The following is a 21,305-nucleotide window of genomic DNA, read 5'->3' on the forward strand; positions in this document are numbered from 1 at the left end:
GGAGACGCGGTGGGCACGAGAATCCTGATCGTCGACGACCAGACCGTGGTGCGCGAGGGCCTCGTCCTGCTCCTCGAACTGCTCCCCGGCATCGACGTCGCCGGCGCCTGCGGCGACGGTGAGCAGGCGGTCGCGCTGGTCGACGAGCTGCGGCCCGACGTCGTCCTGATGGACCTGCGGATGCCGCGCATGGACGGGGTCGAGGCGACCCGCCGTATCAAGCAGGCCCATCCCGAGGTCGGGATCGTCGTCCTCACCACCTACGCCGACGACGACTCGATCTTCGCCGCGCTGCGCGCCGGCGCCCGCGGCTACCTCACCAAGGACGCCGGCGCCGACGAGATCGCCCGCGCCGTCGACGCCGTCCGCGACGGCGCGTCCCAGCTCGACCCGGCCGTCCAGCGCCGCCTGGTCGAGGCCGTCGCCGCGGGCGAGCGCCCCCGCCGCGCCGGCCTGCCCGACGGCCTGACCCGCCGCGAGGCCGAGGTCCTGACCCTGATCGCCCAGGGCCGCTCCAACGCCGAGATCGCGGGCGACCTGTTCATCTCCGAGGCCACCGTGAAGACCCACATCAACAACCTGTTCGCCAAGGCGAACCTCCGCGACCGCGCCCAGGCCGTCACCTACGCCTACCGCAACGGCCTGACCGGCTGATCCTCGGTCATCGTCCGGCAAGGCATCGGTCAAACCCGGCACCGGCGTGTCGCCGCGGCCCCACGATGAGGACCGTGCTGAGAACCTGCATGATCGCGGACTACCTGCGTCCTTACGCGCAATGGCGTATCGACCGGCCCGGCCCTCGCAACGCCCGCGCCGCGATCGGCCTCATCGACGCGGCCGCCTATGTGGCGCACCTGGACGAGAGCTCCCGCGTCATCGTCCGGATGGCCATCGCCGGCTGCTTCGCCCTGGGCCGCTTCAACCCGGGCGTCGAGGGCGAGGAGATCATCCGCGGCTGGCACTACGACGACGACACCGGCGGCCCGGCCGACCTGCTGGAGGCCCTTGCCGCCTCCGCCGAACGCGGCCTGCAGCCCCGCCCCGCCGAGACGGAAAGCACCCCGGCGTAACTCGATCAGATGTGATTCCGCCGCTGTCATTCGCCGGTGTAATTACATCGGCGCCCCAAGGAGACCAAGCGAACGCTTGGTAAACTCCGCCGCATGCCGTCCCAGGAACACATGAAGCAGGCGCTCCAGACCTACGTGGACGCCTTCAACGCCGCCGACGTCGCGACCGTGACCGGCCTCTACGCCGACGACGCCGTCATCGAGGACCCGGTCGGCCACCCCGAGATCACCGGCCGCGCCGCCATCGAGGAGTTCTACACGAACGCCGTCGCCAGCGGCGCCAAGCTCACGCTGGACGCCCCCATCCGCGGCTCCCACGGCGACCGCGCCGCGATGGCCTTCACCATCGACGTCCCCGGCATGCGCGTGCGCGCCATCGACGTCATGACCTTCGACGCGGACGGCAAGATCGCCCGCATGGACGCCCACTGGGGCCCCGACGACATCGAGACCTGACCTCGCCCGCGCCCCCACAGCGCCCGTGATCTGACCGACCCGGTCCCCGGACCGATGATCACGGGTGTTACGCTCCATACCAAACCTTTTGGTATGGAGGTGGGGCATGGTGGACTCCGGAGCCTGGCTGGACGAGGGGCTCGTTCTGCTCGCCGAGCAGGGCGCCCCGGCGGTGACCCTCCAGCAGATGTGCGAGCGCATGAACCTGTCGAAGGGCGCCTTCTACCACCACTTCGGCTCGATGTCGAAGTTCCGGGCGCGGCTCCTCGCCCACTACGAGGAGCGCTACACCACCGCGCTCATCGATGTGGTGGAGGAGACCGCCGGTCCGTCCGCGCGGGAGAAACTGGAGCGCCTCGCGCGGGAGGCGATCAGCGACGCCGGCCCGGACCTGGAGATCGCCGTGCGGGCCTGGGCGAAGCAGGACCCGCAGGCGGCGGCGACGCAGCGGCGTGTGGACGCGACCCGCCTCGCGTACCTGCGCGGCCTCTGCCGCGATGCCGGCCACGCCTCTCCCGACCGGATGGCCGAACTGCTCTACGTGGTCCTGATCGGCGGCGCGCATCTGATGCCGCCCCTTCCCGCCGCCGAGAAGCACGCCATCTACGACCTGCTGTTCCCGCTCCTGGACGCCGCGAAGTGAACCGGACGAGAGAAGAGGCCGTCATGACGCGAGAGCCGCGCCCCGCCGCCCTCAGCCGCTGGACACCGCGGCTGATCCTCGCGATCGCCGTCCTCCACGTGCTGGTGGGGCTCGGCTCCGACCGCTCCCACTGGCGCGGCATCGTCTCGGAGGGCCTGTGGAACACCGTCGCCGGCGACGACGCCCGGTTGACGGCCTCCTGGTTCCTGCTGTGCGGCGTGGCGCTCTTCGGCCTGGGGCTGCTCGTCAGGCGATCCCTGATCGCCACGGGCACGGTGCCCGCCGAGGCCGGATGGCTCCTGCTCGTCCTCGGCGCGCTGGTCTCGGTGCTGGAACCCGCCTCGGGCGGCTGGGCCCTGCTGGTCGTCGGAGCACTCTCCCTGGCCGCCACCCGTCGGACCGCGTCACAGACGGGCTCAGCGGGACCGGCCCCGAAAGAGGAGACCACCACCCCGCTCGGCCGCTCGTAGGTTTCGCTGGTGCCGACGCACCGCGTTCCAGGGCGGCGGACGTCCTCACAAGGTGCGCAGGCCCCGGTCGGCGAAGGCGATCAGCCATGCGAAGCTCTCGTCGATGTCGGTGCTCCATTGGAAACCGTTGGCCGCTTCCAAGGTGGCGAAACCGTGGCAGAGGCTGCGGAGCATGCGCAGGGCGTGGTTCGTGTCCGCCTCCTTGATCTCGTAGCCGCGCAGGACCGCCGAGAACGCGCTGAGCAGCCGCTGCCCCGCGGCGGCCAGCGGATCGTCCGATCCGGACGGTTCGACGCCTATCGTCGCGGCGTACCGGCCGGGGTGCGCCACGACGAACCCGCGGAAGGCGCGCGCCGCGGCCTCCAGGGCGTCGCGGCCCGCGTACCCCTGGACCGCGCCGCCGACGGCCTCGGCCGCCTCGCCCAGCGCCAGGGCCGCGATGCGGCGGTTGAGGTCCTCCTGGCCCTTCACGTGCTTGTACAGGGACGGCGTGCGCACGCCCAGCCGCTCGGCCAGCATGCCCATGGTCACGTTGGCGAGGCCGACCTCGTCGGCGAGGGCGGCGCCGGCCGCGACGACGGCCGCCGGGTCCAGACCGGCCCTAGGCACGGGCGGCGTCCGAGCGGAGGAAGTCGAGCACGAGCGAGACGACCTGCTCGGGGAACTGGTCGTGCGGGTAGTGCCCGGCGCCGTCGATCATCTCCAGGCGGCCGAGGCCGGACGGCAGGTCCGCGACGACGGCGGTGCCCTCGGCGCGCGGGTCGGCCCAGTCGGGGTCGAGCGTGCCCATCACGACCAGGACCGGGCAGCGGACGTTGCCGAGCTGCGCGCCGGCGTCGGTCGGGGCGCTGCGGCCCATGGCCTGCATGGCCTTCATCCGGCCCGGCTCGCGCAGCAGGGACTCGATCCGGCCGAGCCGCTCGGCCCAGTCGGCCGGCCTCCGGCCGGGGTAGGCCACGTCGAGGTAGGCGCGCCAGAGCGGCAGGCTGCCGAACATGGCCGTGCCGAGCAGCCGCATCATGCCGCGCCGGTAGCGCTTCACCTTCAGCATGCCGCCGAGGCTGGGCGACTGCTTGCGGGTGAACGGCGCCAGCTCGACGACGGCGGTGACCAGCGAGGGCTCCAGGGCCGCGGCGATGGTGGCGGCGCCGCCGGAGACCGAGTGTCCGACGATGACGGCCGGGCCGCCCAGGTGGCGGATCAGGGCGAGCAGGTCGCCGGCGATGGCGGTGCGGCTCCACTCCGGCCAGTCGACGCTGGACTCGCCGCAGCCGCGCAGGTCGACCGCGGCGACCCGGTGGCCGGCCTCGACCAGCGACGGGACCACGGCGCGGAAGGCGTCGCGGCTGTCGCCCACCCCGTGCGCGAGGACGATCAGCGGACCGTCCCCTGTCACCTCGTAAGCGATCGTCCCGCCGTCGATGGTCAGGTACTCGGTCATGGCGTCCTCCGTTGGCTAACTGTGTTAGCTAAAAGCTAATGCGGTTAGCTGACTCTGTCAAGCACGAGACCAACGGCGGTCGGTTCTCGCCATGGCAGGGTGGGGGAGTGGCCAAGGACCCGGTGCTCTACCTGATCGCCTGCGGCGGGCGCCCCGCCGCGGAACTCCCGCCCTTCGTCGAGGAACTCCAAGGAGACGGGTGGACGGTCTGCGTGGTCTCCACACCGTCCGGCATGAAGTTCCTGGACGCCGACCGGCTGGCGGAGCTGACGGGCTTTCCCGTCCGCTCGCAGTACAAGCAGCCCGACGAGCCCGACGTCCTGCCGCCCGCCGACGCGTTCGCCGTGGTGCCGGCGACGTTCAACACCGTCAACAAGTGGGCGCACGGGATCAGCGACACCCTGGCACTCGGCCTGCTCAATGAGGGTGTCGGCTCGGGGCGTCCCATCGTCGCGGCGCCGTGGCCCAACGAGGCCCTCGCCCGCCATCCCGTCTTCGTCCGCAGCGTCGCCGAACTGCGCGACTGGGGCGTCACCGTCGTGCTGGACGCGGCCCGCCTGCCGACCCCCGATTCAGGTGACGACCTCAGGGGCGTCTTCCCGTGGTCCGAAATCCGGCAGAGCCTCGCCGAGCTCCGCTCCCGCCTGGGCTGAGGGCCGAACGGCTAGGGGGTGACCTCGGTGTCGGCGGCGTAGGCCGCGTCGCGACGGGCCTCGAACGCGGCGAGCGGCTCACGGAGCGCGGACGTCACCAGACACCTGCAGCGTGGATGCCCGGCCCTTGAGGGCGGGGAGGAAACGCGGCACCGTGCGACACGGTGACCGTCCGGGTTTTGTCGGTGGCTCTCGGTATGTTGCGGGCATGTCCCGGTACCGGCTGTGCCCGACCCCTGTCCAGGAGGCGGGGTTGCTGGAGCACTGCTCGCACGCCCGGTACGTGTGGAACCTGGCCGTGGAACAGCACGCGTGGTGGACGCCCCGACGCGGCTCCGCCCCGGGATTCGCGGTGCAATGCCGCCAGTTGACCGAGGCCCGTGCCGCGAATCCGTGGCTGGCGGCCGGGTCGATCATTGTGCAGCAGCAGGCGCTCAAGGACTTCGCGCAGGCGATGAGCAACTTCTTCGGCGGCTCGCACCGGCGTCCCACCTGGCGCAAAGCCGGGCTGCACGAGGGGTTCCGGATCGTCGCGGTCAAACCCGGGGACGTGCGGCGCCTGTCCCGCCGTACCGGTGAGGTGCGGGTCCCGAAGGTGGGGTGGGTTCGGTTCCGGTGGTCGAGGGCCGTGCCCGACGGGGTGAAGTCGTTCCGAGTGGCCCGCGACCGGGCCGGGCGGTGGCATGTCGCGTTCGCGCACGTGCCCAATCCGGTGCCCGCGCCCGGCAACGGCGAAGCCGTCGGCGTCGACCGGGGCGTGGCGGTGTCCGCCGCGTTGTCGACCGGGGAGACCCGCGCCGTGCCGGGCCTGACCGATGCCGAGGCCAAGCAGCTGAAACGGCTGCTGCGGCGTCTGGCCCGCGCCCGCCGGGGGTCGAACCGCCGCGCCCGCGTCAAGGCCGCCATCGCCCGGCTCCGCGCCCGCGAGACCGACCGCCGCAAGGATTGGGTGGAGAAGACCTCTACCGATCTGGCGCGCCGCTTCGACGTGATCGCGGTCGAGGACCTCAACGTGCGGGGCATGACCCGCTCCGCCAAGGGCACGATCGACGCCCCCGGCACGAACGTCCGGCAGAAGGCCGGTCTCAACCGCTCGATCTTGGCCAGCGGGTGGGCCCGGCTCGCCGCCCGACTCGAACACAAAGCACCCGGACGCGTCGTCCGGGTGAACCCGGCGTACACGTCGCAGACCTGCAACACCTGCGGGCATCGCGCCCCGGGCAACCGTGAGAGCCAAGCGGTGTTCCGGTGCGTCGCCTGCGGGCATCGGGTCAACGCCGACGTCAACGCCGCCTGCAACATTCGAGACACCGCCGTGGGGCGCACGGTGGCCGCGCGGGGAGGCGGGGCGTTGGCCCGGCCGGCGAACCGCGAACCTCAACCCGCTCTCCGCTCTGTCTAGCGGACGGGTTGGAATCCCCTGCCTTCAGACGGGGGAGGACGTCAAGTTCTCGTAGGCGTCGGAGTTGAGTTGAGCAGCAGCCGCAGCGGCGGAGAGCGCGGCCTCGATCGTCGGTGCGCGACACCGGACTGGCTGGCGGGCATGTCCTCGACCGGCGGGGGAGGGGTGTCCGCGGGCTCGACCAGCATCGTCTTGATGCCGAAGGGCTGGACTTCTCGCGCCAAGGCTTCGAAGTAGCTCTCGATGCCCCATTTCGTTGCGTGGTAGATGCCGAACTTCAGGAACGCGAAGTGCCCGCCCATGCGGGACATCTACACGAGCACCCCGCCGCCCTGTTCGCGCAGGTGCGGGACGACGCGCCATGCGCGGTGGATGGACGCCGTCAGGTTCGTGGCGATTGACCGCTCCACCTGGTGGTCGCCCAGGTCCTTGGCGACCCCGAGGACGCCGAAGCCGGCGTTCGAGATGACCACGTCGATCTGCCCGAGATCGGCGAACGCCTTGCCGACCACCGCGTCGAGCTGAGCGGTGTCGGTGACGTCGAGCCGGTGCCGCCACAGCCGGTTGCCGTACTCGGCGGCCGGGTCGTCCAGTTGCTCGGGCCTTCGCAGAGTCGCGGCTACGCGGTCTCCACCGGCGAGGAACTGCTCAGTGAGTTCGCGCCCGATGCCGGGCGAAGCGCCGGTGATGAGCCAGGTCTTCGAACCGTGTGACGTCATTTATCAAGCTTCCACGGTTGGAGCCCAGTCCTCCCCGGGACCCGTCCGGCATATGGAGCTGAACGACTCAGAAGCCATCCCTTGCACGAATCGAGGAATCCCCGCCACCACGATTGCCCCTCGTATGATCGAGAATCAACCCTCCGATGGCCTCCCAATCGGCGCGGTCGAGCCCGTGGCCGGCGCCCTTGAGCGGCACGAAGTCGGCGCCTGGAATCTCCTCGGCCAGGGCCACGCCGTGCTCCAACGGGAACAACGGATCCGCTGTGCCGTGAATGACGAGAGTGGGCGCCGCTATCGATGACAGCGGCCCCCAGTGGCGATCGTCCTCGGGGATCGCATTGTGGTTCTGGACCGCCCTGATGTCGCGGGCCCGCTCCACGTCACGGCGGACCAGATCCCGCACAGCGGCCTCGTCCGGCGGACGCTCGGTGCCCGCGAGCATGACCTGGTAGCCGACGAGGTAGTCGATCACCGAGCCGGTGTCGGACCAGTCGACCTGCGCGGTCGAGACGAAGCGTCCGAACTCCTCGGTCGGGGGCGGTAGCTCCCGGCCGCCTGGCACCGCGCGGGTGGTGCTGATGAGCACCAGTGAGAGGACGCGCTGTGGATGGTCGAGCGCGAGCAACTGCCCGAACGCACCGCCCGCAGACACCCCCACGACGTGTGCGGCTGGGATGCCGTAGGCGTCGAGCACACGGGCGGCATCATTGACGAGATCCGAGCCCGTATACCCGGGGCGGCCCACGTCGTAGGTGGTGGAACGCCCTGTGTCCCGGTGGTCGTAGCGGATGACGAAGCGTCCACCGTCCGCGAGCCGCCGACAGAAGTCCTCGTCCCACCACAGCATCGACGCGCCGATCCCCATGATGAGCAGGATGGGCGCATCTCCAGGATCGCCAAAGGACTCCGCGCAGATCTCGACACCGTCCACTGCGACCATCTGCTCCGCCATCTGCAACGACTCCTGAACTAGGGAGAGGACGTACCCGGCACGCTAACGGCACCGACTGACACTCTCGGCGTCAAAGATCCACGGCCCACCCGAGGGCTCGATCGACCGACCGGCGAGTGAGGCCTGTCGAGGGATCGATGGTGACGAGCAAGGTGGGCTCACCACGCCCGGAGGCCCACGCACGGGCCTCCGGAGTGTGAAGATCATCGATCCAAGCAGCGGGCCGGAGCTGGGCCAGCCGGTCAACGAGCAGAACCTTCTCGCAGGGGTGAAACGGGATGGACGGCATGGCGAGAACGGGAAGCGGCGGGATGCCGAGCAAGGGCGCCAAGAGCCGGTTGGCGTCGTGGTTCCAGGCCGTCGCCCACGTGACGTCGTAAACGCGAACGAGTTCGCTGATCCAGATGCCGTGCTCCGGGTTCACCAGGACGGCTTCGTCGTCCTCGGCGAACAGTTCGTGTTCGGTGTAACCGGCCGGGCGACGGCTGTAGCCGTAGGGGTTGAGAACCCCGTCGACGTCGAGGAGGAGCAGCGGACGCATCACGCCGAAAATGATGCCCGCGATCCGGATAAGGTGCTCTTCTCGCTGACCTGGAGGCCGACATGGAAACTTGGGATGCCAGCCCGTTCGGCAATGACACTGCCGCCGATTTCGCAGGGGAGCTGGACGAGTTGGCCTTGGAAGAGCGTCCGTCGGCGATCCGAGAAGCCCTGGAGGCCGTGACCGGCGAGGCCGCCTGTGTGGACAGTTCTGAAGGCGTGCTGGCGGTCGCCGCTGCCGCGCTGGTCGCGGCGCAGTGCCCCGGTGGCCAGCCTGTTGACTCGATCTACGGCCCGGAGGAGCAGATCCCGGAACTGCCCGCCGACCTGCGCCCTCTCGCGCTGAAGGCTCTAGATCGGGTGATCGGCCCCCACTCGGAGCTGGAACGACTCTGGGACGAGAGCGGCGGCGCGGAGGAATGGCGAGCGGAGATCGCCCGACTCCGCCTAACGTTTTCCAGCCACCCGAACTAATCCCACAGCCACCGCAGACCTCCCACCTACCCCTCCACGTCAGGGAAGGTCATGGGCGCCCGCCTTAACGGCTTGAAGGAAGGCAGCCCACTCGCCGGACGAGTAGGCAAGAACGGGGCCGGTCGGGTTCTTGGAGTCGCGTACCGCGCGGCTATTGCCGACCTGCGCGATCTCTACGCATTCGGTACCACCACCTTGCGAGTAGCTGCTCTTGCGCCAGGCTGCGTCTTGCCACATCGAGCTGCTTATCCAGCTTCTCCGGGGTAACGTCACGGTTCCGCCGCTGGCGACCCTGTCAAGGGAGGTCATGGGCGCCTGCCTTGATGGCTTGGAGGAAGGTCGCCCAAGCAGCGGAGCGAAGGTGAGGACGGTGCCGACCGGATTCTTGGAGTCGCGTACCGCGCACGCATCCCTGGCCTGAGCGACTTCGACGCAATCGGTGCCGGCAGGCAGGGAGTGGCTACTTGTGCGCCATGACGCGTCCTGCCACTTCGCGTTGCTCATCCGGAGCTCCTCCAGAAGAAGGCCGCGGCCCCGCCGCTGGCGATACTGGTCAGGGGAGGTCGTGGGTTCCTGTCTTGACGGCTTGGAGCAAGGCCGTCCAAGCACCGGGAGTGAAAGTGAGGACGGGGCCGGTCGGGTTCTTGGAGTCGCGTACCGCGCACGTCCTCGCGTTTGTCGAGACCTCGACGCAGTTTGCCCCTTGCGCCGAGTACGAACTTCTAACCCATGAGGTCGGATCACTTTTTGTGCTCATTTGTACCAATATGCCCTACTTGAAGCTCGCTGGCGAGCCGGGAGATCAGCTCCAGTGACTCGTCGGCCCCGAGTGCAGCCATGGCGAGTTGGTTGAAAGCCAGAGAGTAGGTGTGGACCTGACTGTCGTCCTCGATGTAGAGGGCGCTCGTCAGTCCGTCGAGGTAGATCACCTCTGGCATGTGCCGTTCGGGGAAGGCCATGTGGGCGAACGTGCCAGTGGGGGCGGGATGGGCCCCTGCGGCGAACGGCAGTACTTGGAGCATGACGTTCGGCTGCTCGGCAAGTTCGATCAGATGGAGGCACTGGCGAGCCATGACCTCTGGACCGCCGATGGTGCGCCGGAGCGCTGCTTCGTCGATGATCGACCAGATGCGGAGCGGCTCAGGTTCGCGCGCGTGCAGTAGGTTCTGGCGAGTCGTTCGCACCTCGAGGCGTCGGTCGACCTCCGTGGCTGGAGCGAATTGCATGAGGCCCACTCGAATGACTTCACGTGCGTACTCGGTGGTCTGCAGAAGACCGTTGAGGATGAGGGCGTCGTAGCAGCGAAGGGATTTGGCCTCGGACTCCAGCTCGATGTAGGACGCGTAGCCGGTGTGGATCGTGTCGGCGTAGGCGTCCCACCAGCCGCGCTGCCGTGCCGTCCGGGTCAGGGCAAGTAGCGTTTCGCGCTTCTCGGGTGTCACGCCGTAGAGGTCGCACAGCTGGTTCACGTCCGACGTCTTGATTCCCTGGGCCGCCGTCTCGATGCGGGACAGCTTGGGGGTGGACCAACGTCCTTCACCTGCTGCTTGGAGTTCCGCGACGACCTGGTCCAGCCGCATGGTCGATCGTTCGCGGAGGCGGCGCAGCTCGGCGGCGAGCTTGCGCTCGCGGATCGTGGGACGGCGTTCAGGCATGTACTGAGTGTGCCGTGTCGGCTACGCACGTGGTGGCGATTCTTCAAGATCGGCCGGACAGTGAGATGGAATTTTTCGCTTTAACTTGCGATCACGCCGTGCCTGGGAGCACGATGCGTCTCAGTGATGGCCACGGAGCGTGGCCTCTTGGTCGCAGAGCGCGGAGGGGTGAGGTGTCGGATACGTCTAGCGCCGCCGGGGTGGTTCGGGCGGGTGGGTGTGCGGTTTGGGCGTTGCCGCCGGAGGCTCGGTGCGCCGGGGTGGCGCGGGAGGCCGTGGGGGAGACGCTCGGGGCGCTGCGGTTGCCCGAGGGGGTGGTGGACGACGCGGTGACGATGGTCTCCGAGTTGGCCACCAACGTGTTCGTGCACGCGCTGGGCGGGCGGCCGCTCCCGACGATGCCGACGGCGGGGCTGCCGGAGGTGCAGATCTACGTGCGGAAGCAGGGCTAGGAGGTCGTGGTGCGGGTCTTCGACTGCGCGGCCTGGTGCGGGACGGTGCCGACCGGGGCGAACCTGCGTCCGCCGCCCGAGGCCGAGGGTGGGCGCGGGCTTGAGCTCGTGAACGCCCTGGCGGTCGAGCACCGGGGGCGGTGGGGCGCGCATCGGAGCCGGTCCCAGCTGGGCTCTGTGCCGGTGTCGGGGAAGGTCGTGTACTTCGCGCTGCCCGCAACGGTGGCGTGGTGCCCGCCTCGCCGGGACTGCCTTGAGGCGGTTCGGGAGTTGCGGCGGTTGCTGGACGCGCGGGGGATCGGGCCGCTGCAGTTGGGTGAAGGGTGGCGGATGACTGTTCTCTCGGTACGGGCCGAGATCACGGTGTGGGTGCGGGACGAGACGTTCTTCGTCACGCTGCCGGATGGTGGTGCCCTCCATCCGGTTTGTGACGTTGTCGCGGTGGCGGAGGAGATCGTTCGGTGCAACGAGGATCTCGATGCCCGGAGTGTGAAGAAGTAGAGGCCCCGGGGTTGTCCCGGGGCCTCTTTGGTCATTCTTCGGGGGGCGCCTCTTCGGCTGCTGGGGCCGGGCCTATGGGGCCGCTGATGGAGACGATGGGGGTGTCCAGCCTTTCGCCGGAGCCGTCTCGGCGGCCCATCGTGACGTTCAGCATCGCCGGCTTGCCGTTGGCCGCGGCGGCTCGCAGGGGGGTCGGGGCCGCCCACGCCTGGAGCAGGACGTCCTCGCCCTTCAGGAAGCGGTGGGCTCGGACGCCGCCCGTCGCGCGGCCCTTGGACGGGAAGTCGGCGAAGTCGGCCAGTTTGATCGCGCCCGTCTGGGTGCCGGGGAGGGCCGACGAGGAGCCCGAGACCGTGATGACGCGGGCCTCGCGGGACGGGTCCAGGGCGCCGAACCAGAGGACGCTCGCTCCGGTGCCCAGCTTGATGCCCGCCATCCCGCCGGCCGCGCGACCCTGCGGACGGACGAGGGACGCGGCGAAGTGCAGCAGTTGGGCGTCGGTCGTGATGAAGACCAGGTGCTGCTCTTCGGAGAGGAGTTGCACGGCGCCGACCACGCGGTCGCCGTCCTTCAGGCCGATGACCTCGAACTCGTCGCGGTTCGCCGGGAACTCCGGGACCACTCGCTTGACCACGCCGTGCGCGGTGCCCAGCGCCAGGCCGCCGCCCTCTTCGGAGACGGAGGCTATGCCAACGACCGTTTCGTCCGGTTCCAGGTCGACGTATTCGGCCACCGGGGCCCCGCCTGCCAGGGACGGGGGTGTCGCGGAGGGGGGCAGGGTCGGGAGGTCCAGGACGTCGATGCGGATCATCCGGCCGAGGGACGTCACCGCGCCGACCTGGCCGCGGGCCGTCGCCGGGACCACCGAGGTCAGCACGTCGTGCTGGGCGCGGGGGCCGCTGTCGGGAAGGGGCGACGCGTCGTGCGTGCGGGCCAGGAGGCCCGTGGACGACAGCAGCACCGTGCACGGGTCGTCCGCCACCTCGAGGGGGACGGCCGCGGCGGCGGTGTGGCCCGAGGATTCGAGGAGGACCGTGCGGCGGGGCGTGGAGAACTCCTTGGCGACGTCGCCGAGCTCCCTGGAGACCACGCCGCGGAGCTTCCGCTCGGATTCGAGGATCGCGGTCAGCTTCGCGATCTCCTTGGCGAGCTGCTCCTTCTCCTTCTCCAACTCGAGCCGGTCGTAGCGGGTGAGGCGGCGGAGCGGGGTGTCCAGGATGTACTGCGCCTGGATCTCCGACAGCTCGAAGATCTGCATGAGGCGCTGCTTGGCCTGGGCGGCGTCGTCGCTCTGCCGGATGACCTGGATGACCTCGTCGATGTTCAGCAGCGCCACGAGCAGGCCGTCCACCAGGTGGAGGCGGTCCTCGCGCTTCTTGCGGCGGAACATCGAGCGCCGCCGGACGACCTCGATGCGGTGGTCGACGTAGACCTGCAGCATGTCGCGGAGGCCGAGGGTGCGGGGCTGGCCGTCGACCAGGGCGACGTTGTTGATGCCGAACGTCTCCTCCATCGGCGTGAGCCGGTAGAGGTCGGCGAGGACGGCCTCCGGGTTGAAGCCGTTCTTGATCTCGATGACCAGGCGGAGGCCGACATTGCGGTCGGTGAGGTCCTTCAGGTCCGAGATGCCCTGGATCTTCTTGGCGTTGACCAGTTCCTTGATCTTGGCCTTGACGCGCTCGGGCCCGACGGCGTACGGGAGTTCGCTGACGACGATGCCCTTGCGGCGGGCCGTGACGTTCTCGATGGAGACGGTGGCGCGGGTGCGGAACGTCCCCCGGCCGCGCTCGTAGGCGTCGCGGATGCCGTCCAGGCCGACGATCCGGCCGCCGGTGGGCAGGTCGGGGCCGGGGACGAAGCGCATCAGGTCTTCGAGGGAGGCGTCCGGGTGGTCGATCAGGTGCCGGGCCGCCGAGATGACCTCGCCGAGGTTGTGCGGCGCCATGTTCGTGGCCATGCCGACCGCGATGCCGGACGCGCCGTTCACCAGCAGGTTCGGGAACGCGGCCGGGAGCACCTCCGGCTCCTGCTCCTGCCCGTCGTAGTTGGGGCGGAAGTCGACCGTGTCCTCGTCGATCGACGCGACCATCAGCATGGCCTCGCGGGACATGCGGGCCTCGGTGTACCGCATGGCGGCGGGCATGTCGTCGCCGCCGAGCGAACCGAAGTTGCCGTGGCCGTCCACGAGCGGCATCCGCATCGCCCACGGCTGCGCCATCCGCACCATCGCGTCGTAGATCGCGCTGTCGCCGTGCGGGTGCAGCTTGCCCATCACCTCCCCGACGACGCGGGCGCACTTGACGTGGCCGCGGTCGGGGCGGAGGCCCATCTCGTTCATCGAGTACAGGATCCGGCGCTGGACGGGCTTCATGCCGTCGCGTGCGTCGGGGAGCGCCCGCTGGTAGATGACCGAGTAGGCGTACTCGAGGAAACTGCCGCGCATCTCGTCGGAGACATCGACGTCGACGATGTTCTCTTCAAAGTCGGGCGGAGGTGGAGGGGCTTGGGATCCGCGTCGTGCCATGCCCCACATTGTGGCCGGTCCCGGGGACATCTTTCGCCCGCCCCACCGGGTGCGCCGTCCAACTCGGGGGATCTATGCCGTTCCGTCACCTTGCCGAACCTGGCATCTTGAGGACCGACGGTACCGATATCCCCAGGTGGAGGTTCCTTTGAGCGGGCTGGCCGACTTCCAGAACTCGATCTATCTGCAGGGGCTCGGTGACGTCGTCCCGACGCTGCCGACCGATCTGACGAAGCTGGAGGGCCTCGCGGAGCGCGCGCTGTCGGCGCAGGCGTTCGGCTACGTGGCGGGGTCGGCGGGCAGCGAGGCGACGGCCCGCGCCAACCGGGCGGCCTTCGACCAGTGGCGGATCGTGCCGCGCATGCTGCGGGACGTCGCCGAACGGGACCTGTCGGTGGAGGTGCTGGGGACCTCGATGCCGTCGCCGGTGCTGCTCGCGCCCATCGGCGTCCAGTCCATCTTCCATCCGGACGGTGAGCTGGCCGTCGCGCGGGCGGCGGCGGCCGAGAAGGTGCCGATGGTGCTGAGCACGGCGTCCTCGTACTCCATCGAGGACGTGGCCGAGGCCAACGGTGACGGCCCCCGCTGGTACCAGCTGTACTGGCCCAAGGACAGGGAGCTTGCGGTCAGCTTCCTGGAGCGGGCCAAGGCCGCCGGTTACACGGCCCTCGTCGTCACCCTCGACACGTTCACGCTGGCATGGCGCCCGCGCGACCTCGACCAGGCGTACCTGCCGTTCCTGCGGGGGATCGGTGTCGCGAACTACTTCAGTGACCCGGTCTTCCAGAAGGCCGTGGGCGGGCCCGTCACGAAGGAGAACCGCGACATGGCGATCCTGCACTGGGTCGCCAACTTCGGGAACCCCAGCCTGACGTGGGACGACCTCATCTTCCTGCGCGACCACTGGGACGGGCCCATCGCGCTCAAGGGCATCCAGCATCCCGACGACGCCCGCCAGGCCGTGGACGCCGGCATGGACGCCGTCATCGTCTCCAACCATGGCGGACGCCAGGTCGACGGGGCCATCGCCTCACTGGACGCACTGCCGGGCGTGGTCGAGGCCGTCCACGACCAGGCGACCGTGATATTCGACAGCGGAATCCGGACGGGCGCCGACATCGCCAAGGCGCTGGCGCTCGGTGCCAAGGCCGTGCTTGTCGCGCGCCCGTACGCCTATGGGCTGGGCCTGGCCGGTCAGGCGGGGGTACAGCACGTACTGCGCTGCCTCCAGGCGGAACTGGAGCTGACCATGACTCTCTCGGGGATCAGCTCTCTGGACGGGCTCACCAAGGACATCCTCGTGCGCGCGTAGGACCGCGCGAGGCGGGTGGGACGCTCTCTCCGGGTAAGGGACGGGCATGCGCTGGCCCGATCACGCCATCTGGTGGCATGCCTACCCGCTCGGTTTCGTCGGAGCCGAGCGGGACGCCCTCCCTGCCGGGACGCCCCCGCCGCCCAGGCTCGCGAGGTTCGGCGGCTGGCTCGACCACCTCGTCGAACTCGGCTGCAACGGGCTCGCGCTCGGTCCCGTGTTCGCGTCCGAGACCCATGGCTACGACACCGTCGACCACTACCGGGTCGACCCCAGGCTCGGCGGCGAGGACGACCTGCGACGGCTCGTCGACGACGCCTCCCAGCGGGGCGTCAGGGTCCTGTTCGACGGTGTCTTCAACCATGTCGGGCGTGGCTTCGAGCCCTTCGCCGACGTCTCGGCGAAGGGTGACGCGTCCCGGTACCGGAAGTGGTTCCACCCGGATCTGCGCACGTTCGAAGGGCACGACAGGCTCGTCACGCTGAACCACGACGAGCCCGAGGTCGCCGACTACGTCACCGACGTCATGACCCACTGGCTGGAGCGCGGCATAGACGGCTGGCGTCTCGACGCCGCCTACGCGGTTCCGCCGGAGTTCTGGCGGACGGTCACAGACCGCGTCCGCGCGCGCTTCCCCGACGCCTGGTTCGTCGGCGAGGTCATCCACGGCGACTACACCCGCCTGGTGGAGGACACTGGATTCGACTCCGTCACCCAGTACGAACTCTGGAAGGCCATCTGGAGCTCGCTCAACGACGGCAACTTCTTCGAGCTGGCCCACGCGCTCGACCGGCACAACACGATGCTCGGTACGTTCGCCCCGCAGACCTTCCTCGGCAACCACGACGTGACCCGCATCGCCAGCCGCCTGAACCGGGAAGAGCACCGGGAGCACGCGCTCGTGATCCTGCTGACGGTCGGCGGTGTCCCGTCCATCTACGCGGGTGACGAGTTCGGCTTCGAAGGCGTGAAGGAGGAACGACCGGGCGGAGACGACGCCATACGGCCGGCCTTCCCGGAACGCCCTGATGAGGCCCCCGGCTACGGCGCCTCTTACCAGCGCCTACACCAGCAGCTGATCGGGCTAAGGCGACGTCACCCGTGGCTGGTCCGCGCCGAAACCACGGTCGCCACCTTGACCAACACGGTTCTCTCCTACACAGTGGGGCGCGGCGCAGAGCGGCTCGGGGTCGTCCTCAACCTGAGCGATGAGCCCGCCGAGATCGAACTGCCCGCCGCCGACTGGACGTGCGCGGCCGGTGAAGCGAGCTTCACCGCCGATGGCGCCACCGTCCCGCCGACCGGATGGGCGATCGCCGAACCCTGACATTTGTCATGGGTCACCCCTGCGAAACCTCATGATCGGTTCCTGACGTCCGTGACTGCACGCCCGCGCCCGCGGCGGCCAGCATGGAAGCCATGAAGGCACCTGTGATCGAGGTACGCGACCTGGACTTGAACGAGGCCGTGCGAAACGTCTCGTTCACCGTGGCCGAGGGCGAGGTCTACGCGCTGCTGGGCCGCTACGGCTCAGGCAAGACCACCCTTCTGGAGATGCTCGCCGGCCTGCGCCGTCCCACAAGGGGAACCGTCCGCCTCTACGGCGCCGACCCCTACACCGACCGCGACTCCGCGCGTGCTGGGGCCGTGTGGCGCGACGGCGGCCTGTTCCCGGGGCTGACCGTCGCCGAGGTCATCGACACCTGGCGGCGCTGGACGCTCGACCCGCTCACCCGCGACGAGGCCCTGCGCCTGGCCCGCCTCACCCACGTCGCTGACGTCCCCTTCGAGCGGCTGGCCCCCGGGCGTCGGCGCATGCTCGACATCGCGCTGGCCCTGGTCGGACGGTCCGACGTGCTGTTCCTCGACGAGCCGACCGCCGGGCTCGACGCCGCCGCGGCCCGCGAGGTGTGGTCCGTCCTGCTCATGCTGGCCGCGGACGGGGTCAGCGCGGTGGTCACGACCCGCGACCCGGACGAGGCGTGCCGCGCCGACCGGGTCGGGATCCTGGACGACGGATGCCTCGTCACCGGCCGCGAGGCCGCCCGGCTCCAGCGCCCGCCGGCCGACCGCGCCGCCTGACCGGCCACCGCCGCCCCCGCGCCCCCCGACGAGCACCATGCCGGCCGCATACGCTGGGCGCGTGCAGCCCGCCCTCCCGCGTCCCACCGTCATCGCCGCGATCATCGTGGGGATGACGGTGATGACGCTGGCCGGGTTCCTGGCGCCCGCGCTCTGGTACGAGGTCACCGAGCGGCGGGAGGCGGGCCGCCTGCTGCTCGCCCTCACCGGCACCGGCGCCGCGTTCGTCCTGTACGCCCGGCTCCTGTGGCAGAACCTGATGCGCCGCACCGCGCCCGCCCACCGGGCCGGGCTGGCCGCGATCGCGCTGATCTGCTGGGCGATGCCGCTGCTGCTCGGCATCGACCGGGGCTGGGGCAACGCGCTGCTCGTCCCGGCCGGGCTGATCGCGATCGTCCTGCCCGTCCGGGAGGCGATCGGCGCGGCCGCGGCGGCGACCGTCTTCACCCCCGTCTACGGCGTGCTGCTCGGGCTGCCCGCCCTGGCCGTCCTGTACGAGGTCGCCGCGGTGCCGCTCGGCGCCTTCTCCGGATACGTCACGGTCTGGCTGTTCCACGTCGTCCAGGAACTGCGGGAGGCCCGCGCCGAGCTGGCCCGCTCCGCGGTGGGGGAGGAGCGGCTCCGCTTCGCCCGCGACCTGCACGACGTCCTCGGGCACAGCCTCCAGGCGGTCGCCCTGCGCGCCGAGGTCGCCGAGCGGTTCGTGGAGCGCGACGACGCGCGCGTCCGCAAGGAGCTGACCGAGATCCAGACCATGGCGCGGGACGCCGTCCGCGATGTCCGCGAGGTCGTCCGCGGCTACCGGGCCACGTCCCTGCGCACCGAACTGGACGGCATGTCCGCCGTGCTGCGCGCCGCCGGGATCCGCTGCGAACGCCCCGAAGTGTCCCCGGCGCTGCCGCCGCACGTCCACGAGCCGCTCGGCTGGGTCGCCCGCGAGGCCACCACCAACGTCCTGCGGCACTCCAGCGCCACCTGGTGCGATATCAGCGTCCGGGCGGGCCGCGACCGCGTCGAGGTGGAGATCGTCAACGACGGCGCCGGGCGCCGCAGCGGCGACGCCGGCAGCGGCCTGGCCGGGCTCGCCGAGCGGATCGGCGCCGCCGGCGGCGAGTTCGCCGCGGGCCCCGCCGGGGACGGGACGTTCCGGGTCGCGGCCGCCGTCCCCGCCGCGCCGGAGGGAGAGGCATGATCCGCGTGCTGCTCGCCGACGACCACCTCCTGATCAGGGAGGCGCTCGTCCTGCTGCTGGAGACCGAGGACGGCATCGAGGTCGCCGCCGACGTCGGCCGCGGCGACGAGGCCGTCGACCGGGCCCTCGCCCTGAAGCCCGACGTCGCCGTCCTCGACATCGACATGCCCGGCCTGGACGGGCTCGCCGCCGCCGAGCGGCTGTCCCGCGACCTGCCGTCCTGCCGGCTGGTGATCGTGACCGCGCACGGCCGGCCCGGCAACCTGCGCCGCGCCATGGCCGCCGGAGTCCGCGGCTTCCTCGGCAAGGACGCGCCCGGCCGGCGGCTCGCCGAGGTCATCCGGCAGGTCGCCGCAGGCGCCCGCTACATCGACCCGCAGCTCGCCGCCGACGCCCTCGCCGCCGAGGAGTGCCCGCTCACCCCGCGCGAACTCGACGCCCTACGCGCCGCCGCCGGCGGCGCCCCCGTGTCCCGCATCGCCCGCGACCTCGGCCTGTCGGAGGGGACGGTCCGCAACTACCTGTCCGCCGCCGTCACCAAACTCGGCGTCGGCAACCGGCACGCCGCCGCCCGCGCCGCGCAGGACCGCGGCTGGCTGTAGCCCCGCCGGGTCAGCGGCGGGCGACGACCAGGGAGCCGCGTTTCGTCACCGGCAGGGGCGTGTCGAGGTGGGTGGCGGCCTCGGCGGCCTGGGGGCGGGGCACGCGGCGCGCGATCAGGTAGTCGCGGATCGCGGCGCGGTCGGGGAGCGTGATCAGCGGGGCGTCCCAGCGCTCCACCTCGACCTCGCCGAAGACCTCGCAGACCCGGTCCGGGGCGTCCTCGGCGTCGAACGGGGTGGGTTCGGGACGCCAGACGGGCGACAGTTCGGGGCTGTCGTTCCGGCAGATCGCGGAGACGAGCAGCATCCCGCCGGGGGCGAGGACGCGGCGGGCCTCGCGCAGGGCGAGCCCTGGATCGTCCAGGTGGTAGAGCAGGTTCACGGCCACGGCGGCGTCGAACGTCCCGTCCCGGAACGGCAGCCGCAGCGCGTCGCCGCGCACCCGCGGCCCGGGGTGGGCGCGCAGCAGGTCGGCGGAGGCGTCCAGCCCCACGAGCCGGAGCGGCGCCGGACGGGGGAGGGCGGCGCTGAGGGCGCCCTCCCCGCAGCCGATGTCCAGGACGAGGGACGCGCCGGCGTTGACCAGCTTCATGGCGATGTGGTCGTGCAGGCTCCGCGCCCCGATCAGGTACTTCCCGGTGACCCTGCCGGCGAGACGGAAGCGCTCCGGGTCGGAGTCATAGTCGGGTGTGAGGGCCATGCATGGAGTCTGCCCTGTGAGCGGTCCCGAAAAGCCTTGTCAGGCGGTGACACCCCCGTCGATGACGAGGTCGTGGCCGACCACGTGGGTGGAGGCGTCCGACGCCAGCCAGAGGACGGTCGAGGCCACTTCGGACGTGGCCGCCACACGGCCCGCCGGGACGGACGCGCTCATCCGCGCCGCCCGCTCAGTCTCGCTCTCGCCCGGCAGCAGCGACATGGGGGTGTCGCTTGCCCCGGGGCTAACGGCGTTGATGCGCACGCCATCGCCGATGTGGTCGAGCGCAGCGGTGCGGGTCAGGATGCTGACCGCCGCCTTGGACGCCGCGTACGCCGCCATGCCGGGGAGCCGGCGATGCGCCCCGATGTTGGACGCGACGTTCACGATCGTCCCGCCGCCGTTGGCGCGCATGTGGGCGATCTCGTGCTTCATCGACAGGAAGACGCCGGTCAGGTTGACCGCGAGGACGTCGTTCCAGGCGGCGGCGTCGATGTCGGCGACGGGCCCGGCCGCGCCGAGGATCCCGGCGTTGTTGACCGCGACGTGCAGGCCGCCGTGCCGGGCGACCACCGTCTCGACCATCCGGGCGGCGGACGCGGGGTCGGCCACGTCGGCGACCACGTGGTCGGCCGTGCCGGACCCGATCTCCTTGACGGCGTCGGCGAGCGCGGTCACGTCGCGTCCGGCGAGGACGACCGTGGCGCCCTCGGCGGCGAAGGCGCGCGCGGTGGCGCGGCCGATGCCGCGCGAGCCGCCGGTGATGAGGACGGTCTTGCCGTGGAAGGCCATGACGGCTCCTTTTTGTAGAACGATCGGTCTTGAATAAGGGCGTGCAGAACCCCCGACCGAGGTCGGGGACAAGGGTCAGTCGAAGAGGGACAGCGCCTCGCGCGTCGCGTCCCGGAGGCGGCCGTCGTCGGCGGGCGCGCGGCCGAGGACCCGCATGCCCTGGAACAGGACGAGCAGCAGCCGGGCCAGCGAGCGGGGGTCCTTGTCCGGCGGCAGCTCGCCCTGGGCGCGCGCCCGGGTGAGCGCCGACGTCAGGGACGCCTCCAGGAACGACCAGCTCGCCTCCACCAGCCGCGCCGCGTCAGGGTCCCGCGCGGCCAGCTCGACCGCCGTGTTCACCACCAGGCAGCCGCGCCGCGGCCGGTCGCGGGCCGCCTCCGCCGCGTAGCGCTCGATCAGCGCGCGCACCGCCGGCAGCACGGGGCCCGGCTGGGCCAGCGCCTCGGCGATCTTGGGGTCGGTCTCCTGGAGGTAGCGCTCCAGCGCCTTCAGGAACAGCTCGTGCTTACCGCCGAACGTGCCGTAGATGCTGGCCCGGGCGATGCCGAGGTGCTCCACGAGGTCGGCCATGGACGTCGCCTCGTAGCCGCGCTCCCAGAACAGGTCGAGGGCGCGCCGCAGGGCGGCGTCCGGGTCGAACTCCTTCGTCCGTGCCATGGCAGGACGGTAACCC

The 21,305-nt window shown here is 70.8% G+C and carries 28 protein-coding genes; 15 read left to right on the forward strand and 13 right to left on the reverse strand.

Translation table 11 applies throughout. From position 1 onward, the window contains the following. The first annotated feature begins 9 nt into the window (after positions 1-9). The 5 genes from ACGFI1_RS42020 (at position 10) to ACGFI1_RS42040 (ending at position 2,639) form a co-directional block, all read left to right on the forward strand. Positions 10-654 (forward strand): response regulator, encoded by a 645-nt coding sequence (locus ACGFI1_RS42020; protein ID WP_392793244.1) that lies wholly within the window; start codon positions 10-12, stop codon positions 652-654. A gap of 74 nt (positions 655-728) precedes the next feature. Next, positions 729-1,070 (forward strand): hypothetical protein, encoded by a 342-nt coding sequence (locus tag ACGFI1_RS42025; protein WP_386870999.1) that lies wholly within the window; start codon positions 729-731, stop codon positions 1,068-1,070. Positions 1,071-1,163: 93 nt separating this feature from the next. Next, positions 1,164-1,526 (forward strand): nuclear transport factor 2 family protein, encoded by a 363-nt coding sequence (locus tag ACGFI1_RS42030; RefSeq protein ID WP_392793245.1) that lies wholly within the window; start codon positions 1,164-1,166, stop codon positions 1,524-1,526. A gap of 106 nt (positions 1,527-1,632) precedes the next feature. Next, on the forward strand, positions 1,633-2,169 hold the full coding sequence (locus ACGFI1_RS42035; RefSeq protein WP_392793247.1) for a TetR/AcrR family transcriptional regulator: 537 nt from the start codon (positions 1,633-1,635) through the stop codon (positions 2,167-2,169). Between the two features lie 23 nt (positions 2,170-2,192). After that, positions 2,193-2,639: a DUF6463 family protein gene (locus ACGFI1_RS42040; protein WP_392793248.1), complete on the forward strand. Its 447-nt coding sequence runs from the start codon at positions 2,193-2,195 to the stop codon at positions 2,637-2,639. A 45-nt stretch (positions 2,640-2,684) separates the two neighbouring features. Here the strand turns inward: ACGFI1_RS42040 and ACGFI1_RS42045 are convergent, their stop codons facing one another. Further along, positions 2,685-3,248 (reverse strand): TetR-like C-terminal domain-containing protein, encoded by a 564-nt coding sequence (locus tag ACGFI1_RS42045; RefSeq protein ID WP_392793249.1) that lies wholly within the window; start codon positions 3,246-3,248, stop codon positions 2,685-2,687. Beyond that, positions 3,241-4,080: an alpha/beta fold hydrolase gene (locus ACGFI1_RS42050; protein ID WP_392793250.1), complete on the reverse strand. Its 840-nt coding sequence runs from the start codon at positions 4,078-4,080 to the stop codon at positions 3,241-3,243. Before ACGFI1_RS42050 ends, ACGFI1_RS42045 begins: the two co-directional genes overlap by 8 nt. A gap of 107 nt (positions 4,081-4,187) precedes the next feature. On the opposite strand from ACGFI1_RS42050, the gene ACGFI1_RS42055 reads away from it, so the two are divergent. Continuing rightward, positions 4,188-4,733 carry a flavoprotein gene (locus ACGFI1_RS42055; protein ID WP_392793251.1) on the forward strand — a complete coding sequence of 182 codons (546 nt, stop codon included), beginning with the start codon at positions 4,188-4,190 and terminating at the stop codon, positions 4,731-4,733. Positions 4,734-4,941: 208 nt separating this feature from the next. Beyond that, the gene (locus ACGFI1_RS42060; RefSeq protein ID WP_392737562.1) at positions 4,942-6,135 is read left to right on the forward strand and encodes an RNA-guided endonuclease InsQ/TnpB family protein; all 1,194 of its coding nucleotides are present in this window, start codon (positions 4,942-4,944) and stop codon (positions 6,133-6,135) included. A gap of 41 nt (positions 6,136-6,176) precedes the next feature. On the opposite strand, the gene ACGFI1_RS42065 is transcribed toward ACGFI1_RS42060, so the two are convergent. The 4 genes from ACGFI1_RS42065 to ACGFI1_RS42080 form a co-directional block, all read right to left on the reverse strand. Then, complete coding sequence (locus ACGFI1_RS42065) at positions 6,177-6,437, reverse strand: hypothetical protein (RefSeq protein WP_387074314.1); 261 nt, start codon at positions 6,435-6,437, stop codon at positions 6,177-6,179. A gap of 9 nt (positions 6,438-6,446) precedes the next feature. Continuing rightward, positions 6,447-6,854, reverse strand: a complete 408-nt coding sequence (locus ACGFI1_RS42070) for an SDR family NAD(P)-dependent oxidoreductase (protein ID WP_387074311.1) — start codon at positions 6,852-6,854, stop codon at positions 6,447-6,449. Positions 6,855-6,921: 67 nt separating this feature from the next. Then, positions 6,922-7,809 carry an alpha/beta fold hydrolase gene (locus ACGFI1_RS42075; RefSeq protein WP_392793252.1) on the reverse strand — a complete coding sequence of 296 codons (888 nt, stop codon included), beginning with the start codon at positions 7,807-7,809 and terminating at the stop codon, positions 6,922-6,924. 70 nt (positions 7,810-7,879) lie between these two features. After that, positions 7,880-8,353 (reverse strand): hypothetical protein, encoded by a 474-nt coding sequence (locus tag ACGFI1_RS42080; protein ID WP_392793253.1) that lies wholly within the window; start codon positions 8,351-8,353, stop codon positions 7,880-7,882. Between the two features lie 59 nt (positions 8,354-8,412). Here ACGFI1_RS42080 and ACGFI1_RS42085 point away from each other — a divergent pair, with 59 nt between their 5' ends. After that, on the forward strand, positions 8,413-8,823 hold the full coding sequence (locus ACGFI1_RS42085) for a DUF4259 domain-containing protein (protein ID WP_392793254.1): 411 nt from the start codon (positions 8,413-8,415) through the stop codon (positions 8,821-8,823). A 39-nt stretch (positions 8,824-8,862) separates the two neighbouring features. Here the strand turns inward: ACGFI1_RS42085 and ACGFI1_RS42090 are convergent, their stop codons facing one another. Genes ACGFI1_RS42090 through ACGFI1_RS42100 form a run of 3 tightly spaced genes read right to left on the reverse strand, consistent with a single transcriptional unit; the run spans position 8,863 to position 10,478 of the window. Next, a complete protein-coding gene (locus ACGFI1_RS42090) occupies positions 8,863-9,327 on the reverse strand; it encodes a DUF397 domain-containing protein (protein ID WP_392793255.1) in 465 nt (154 codons plus the stop codon). Between the two features lie 49 nt (positions 9,328-9,376). After that, entirely contained in the window at positions 9,377-9,580 is a 204-nt protein-coding gene (locus ACGFI1_RS42095; protein ID WP_386871025.1) for a DUF397 domain-containing protein, read from the reverse strand. Further along, complete coding sequence (locus ACGFI1_RS42100) at positions 9,564-10,478, reverse strand: helix-turn-helix domain-containing protein (protein WP_392793256.1); 915 nt, start codon at positions 10,476-10,478, stop codon at positions 9,564-9,566. Before ACGFI1_RS42100 ends, ACGFI1_RS42095 begins: the two co-directional genes overlap by 17 nt. A gap of 260 nt (positions 10,479-10,738) precedes the next feature. Between ACGFI1_RS42100 and ACGFI1_RS42105 the strand changes: the two genes are divergently transcribed. Together ACGFI1_RS42105 and ACGFI1_RS42110 are read left to right on the forward strand one after the other, a co-directional pair. Continuing rightward, the gene (locus ACGFI1_RS42105; RefSeq protein WP_392793258.1) at positions 10,739-10,930 is read left to right on the forward strand and encodes a hypothetical protein; all 192 of its coding nucleotides are present in this window, start codon (positions 10,739-10,741) and stop codon (positions 10,928-10,930) included. A gap of 9 nt (positions 10,931-10,939) precedes the next feature. After that, positions 10,940-11,431: a hypothetical protein gene (locus ACGFI1_RS42110; protein WP_392793259.1), complete on the forward strand. Its 492-nt coding sequence runs from the start codon at positions 10,940-10,942 to the stop codon at positions 11,429-11,431. Between the two features lie 31 nt (positions 11,432-11,462). On the opposite strand, the gene ACGFI1_RS42115 is transcribed toward ACGFI1_RS42110, so the two are convergent. Next, entirely contained in the window at positions 11,463-13,955 is a 2,493-nt protein-coding gene (locus ACGFI1_RS42115) for a DNA gyrase/topoisomerase IV subunit A (RefSeq protein ID WP_364549959.1), read from the reverse strand. A 148-nt stretch (positions 13,956-14,103) separates the two neighbouring features. Between ACGFI1_RS42115 and ACGFI1_RS42120 the strand changes: the two genes are divergently transcribed. The 5 genes from ACGFI1_RS42120 to ACGFI1_RS42140 all read left to right on the forward strand — a co-directional run bounded on the left by ACGFI1_RS42120 (position 14,104) and on the right by ACGFI1_RS42140 (position 19,143). Continuing rightward, entirely contained in the window at positions 14,104-15,267 is a 1,164-nt protein-coding gene (locus tag ACGFI1_RS42120; RefSeq protein WP_392793261.1) for a lactate 2-monooxygenase, read from the forward strand. A gap of 46 nt (positions 15,268-15,313) precedes the next feature. Next, positions 15,314-16,594: an alpha-amylase family glycosyl hydrolase gene (locus ACGFI1_RS42125; RefSeq protein WP_392793262.1), complete on the forward strand. Its 1,281-nt coding sequence runs from the start codon at positions 15,314-15,316 to the stop codon at positions 16,592-16,594. Between the two features lie 92 nt (positions 16,595-16,686). Then, on the forward strand, positions 16,687-17,349 hold the full coding sequence (locus ACGFI1_RS42130; RefSeq protein WP_392793264.1) for an ABC transporter ATP-binding protein: 663 nt from the start codon (positions 16,687-16,689) through the stop codon (positions 17,347-17,349). 61 nt (positions 17,350-17,410) lie between these two features. Beyond that, a complete protein-coding gene (locus ACGFI1_RS42135; protein WP_392793265.1) occupies positions 17,411-18,541 on the forward strand; it encodes a sensor histidine kinase in 1,131 nt (376 codons plus the stop codon). Next, complete coding sequence (locus ACGFI1_RS42140) at positions 18,538-19,143, forward strand: response regulator transcription factor (RefSeq protein ID WP_138641906.1); 606 nt, start codon at positions 18,538-18,540, stop codon at positions 19,141-19,143. The genes ACGFI1_RS42135 and ACGFI1_RS42140 overlap by 4 nt, the downstream gene beginning before the upstream one ends. 10 nt (positions 19,144-19,153) lie before the next feature. On the opposite strand, the gene ACGFI1_RS42145 is transcribed toward ACGFI1_RS42140, so the two are convergent. The 3 genes from ACGFI1_RS42145 to ACGFI1_RS42155 form a co-directional block, all read right to left on the reverse strand. Beyond that, a complete protein-coding gene (locus tag ACGFI1_RS42145; protein WP_386871040.1) occupies positions 19,154-19,843 on the reverse strand; it encodes a class I SAM-dependent methyltransferase in 690 nt (229 codons plus the stop codon). 39 nt (positions 19,844-19,882) lie between these two features. Then, positions 19,883-20,632, reverse strand: coding sequence for an SDR family NAD(P)-dependent oxidoreductase (locus ACGFI1_RS42150; RefSeq protein WP_138641908.1), 750 nt, complete (start codon positions 20,630-20,632; stop codon positions 19,883-19,885). A 75-nt stretch (positions 20,633-20,707) separates the two neighbouring features. Then, positions 20,708-21,289 carry a TetR/AcrR family transcriptional regulator gene (locus ACGFI1_RS42155; protein ID WP_386871042.1) on the reverse strand — a complete coding sequence of 194 codons (582 nt, stop codon included), beginning with the start codon at positions 21,287-21,289 and terminating at the stop codon, positions 20,708-20,710. Between the last annotated feature and the right edge of the window lie 16 nt (positions 21,290-21,305).

Origin of the sequence: Actinomadura geliboluensis (assembly GCF_043197915.1) — a bacterium.
Taxonomy (GTDB): Bacteria; Actinomycetota; Actinomycetes; order Streptosporangiales; family Streptosporangiaceae; genus Spirillospora; species Spirillospora geliboluensis.

What these genes read in the sequence shown, in the direction of transcription:
- ACGFI1_RS42030 (WP_392793245.1), top strand. Translation starts at nt 1,164, where the DNA reads ATGCCGTCCCAGGAACACATGAAGCAGGCGCTCCAGACCTACGTGGAC.
- ACGFI1_RS42035 (WP_392793247.1), top strand. Translation starts at nt 1,633, where the DNA reads ATGGTGGACTCCGGAGCCTGGCTGGACGAGGGGCTCGTTCTGCTCGCC.
- ACGFI1_RS42040 (WP_392793248.1), top strand. Translation starts at nt 2,193, where the DNA reads ATGACGCGAGAGCCGCGCCCCGCCGCCCTCAGCCGCTGGACACCGCGG.
- ACGFI1_RS42050 (WP_392793250.1), bottom strand. Translation starts at nt 4,080, where the DNA reads ATGACCGAGTACCTGACCATCGACGGCGGGACGATCGCTTACGAGGTG.
- ACGFI1_RS42060 (WP_392737562.1), top strand. Translation starts at nt 4,942, where the DNA reads ATGTCCCGGTACCGGCTGTGCCCGACCCCTGTCCAGGAGGCGGGGTTG.
- ACGFI1_RS42065 (WP_387074314.1), bottom strand. Translation starts at nt 6,437, where the DNA reads ATGGGCGGGCACTTCGCGTTCCTGAAGTTCGGCATCTACCACGCAACG.
- ACGFI1_RS42070 (WP_387074311.1), bottom strand. Translation starts at nt 6,854, where the DNA reads ATGACGTCACACGGTTCGAAGACCTGGCTCATCACCGGCGCTTCGCCC.
- ACGFI1_RS42075 (WP_392793252.1), bottom strand. Translation starts at nt 7,809, where the DNA reads ATGGCGGAGCAGATGGTCGCAGTGGACGGTGTCGAGATCTGCGCGGAG.
- ACGFI1_RS42085 (WP_392793254.1), top strand. Translation starts at nt 8,413, where the DNA reads ATGGAAACTTGGGATGCCAGCCCGTTCGGCAATGACACTGCCGCCGAT.
- ACGFI1_RS42090 (WP_392793255.1), bottom strand. Translation starts at nt 9,327, where the DNA reads ATGAGCAACGCGAAGTGGCAGGACGCGTCATGGCGCACAAGTAGCCAC.
- ACGFI1_RS42095 (WP_386871025.1), bottom strand. Translation starts at nt 9,580, where the DNA reads ATGAGCACAAAAAGTGATCCGACCTCATGGGTTAGAAGTTCGTACTCG.
- ACGFI1_RS42100 (WP_392793256.1), bottom strand. Translation starts at nt 10,478, where the DNA reads ATGCCTGAACGCCGTCCCACGATCCGCGAGCGCAAGCTCGCCGCCGAG.
- ACGFI1_RS42115 (WP_364549959.1), bottom strand. Translation starts at nt 13,955, where the DNA reads ATGGCACGACGCGGATCCCAAGCCCCTCCACCTCCGCCCGACTTTGAA.
- ACGFI1_RS42125 (WP_392793262.1), top strand. Translation starts at nt 15,314, where the DNA reads ATGCGCTGGCCCGATCACGCCATCTGGTGGCATGCCTACCCGCTCGGT.
- ACGFI1_RS42130 (WP_392793264.1), top strand. Translation starts at nt 16,687, where the DNA reads ATGAAGGCACCTGTGATCGAGGTACGCGACCTGGACTTGAACGAGGCC.
- ACGFI1_RS42140 (WP_138641906.1), top strand. Translation starts at nt 18,538, where the DNA reads ATGATCCGCGTGCTGCTCGCCGACGACCACCTCCTGATCAGGGAGGCG.
- ACGFI1_RS42145 (WP_386871040.1), bottom strand. Translation starts at nt 19,843, where the DNA reads ATGGCCCTCACACCCGACTATGACTCCGACCCGGAGCGCTTCCGTCTC.
- ACGFI1_RS42150 (WP_138641908.1), bottom strand. Translation starts at nt 20,632, where the DNA reads ATGGCCTTCCACGGCAAGACCGTCCTCATCACCGGCGGCTCGCGCGGC.
- ACGFI1_RS42155 (WP_386871042.1), bottom strand. Translation starts at nt 21,289, where the DNA reads ATGGCACGGACGAAGGAGTTCGACCCGGACGCCGCCCTGCGGCGCGCC.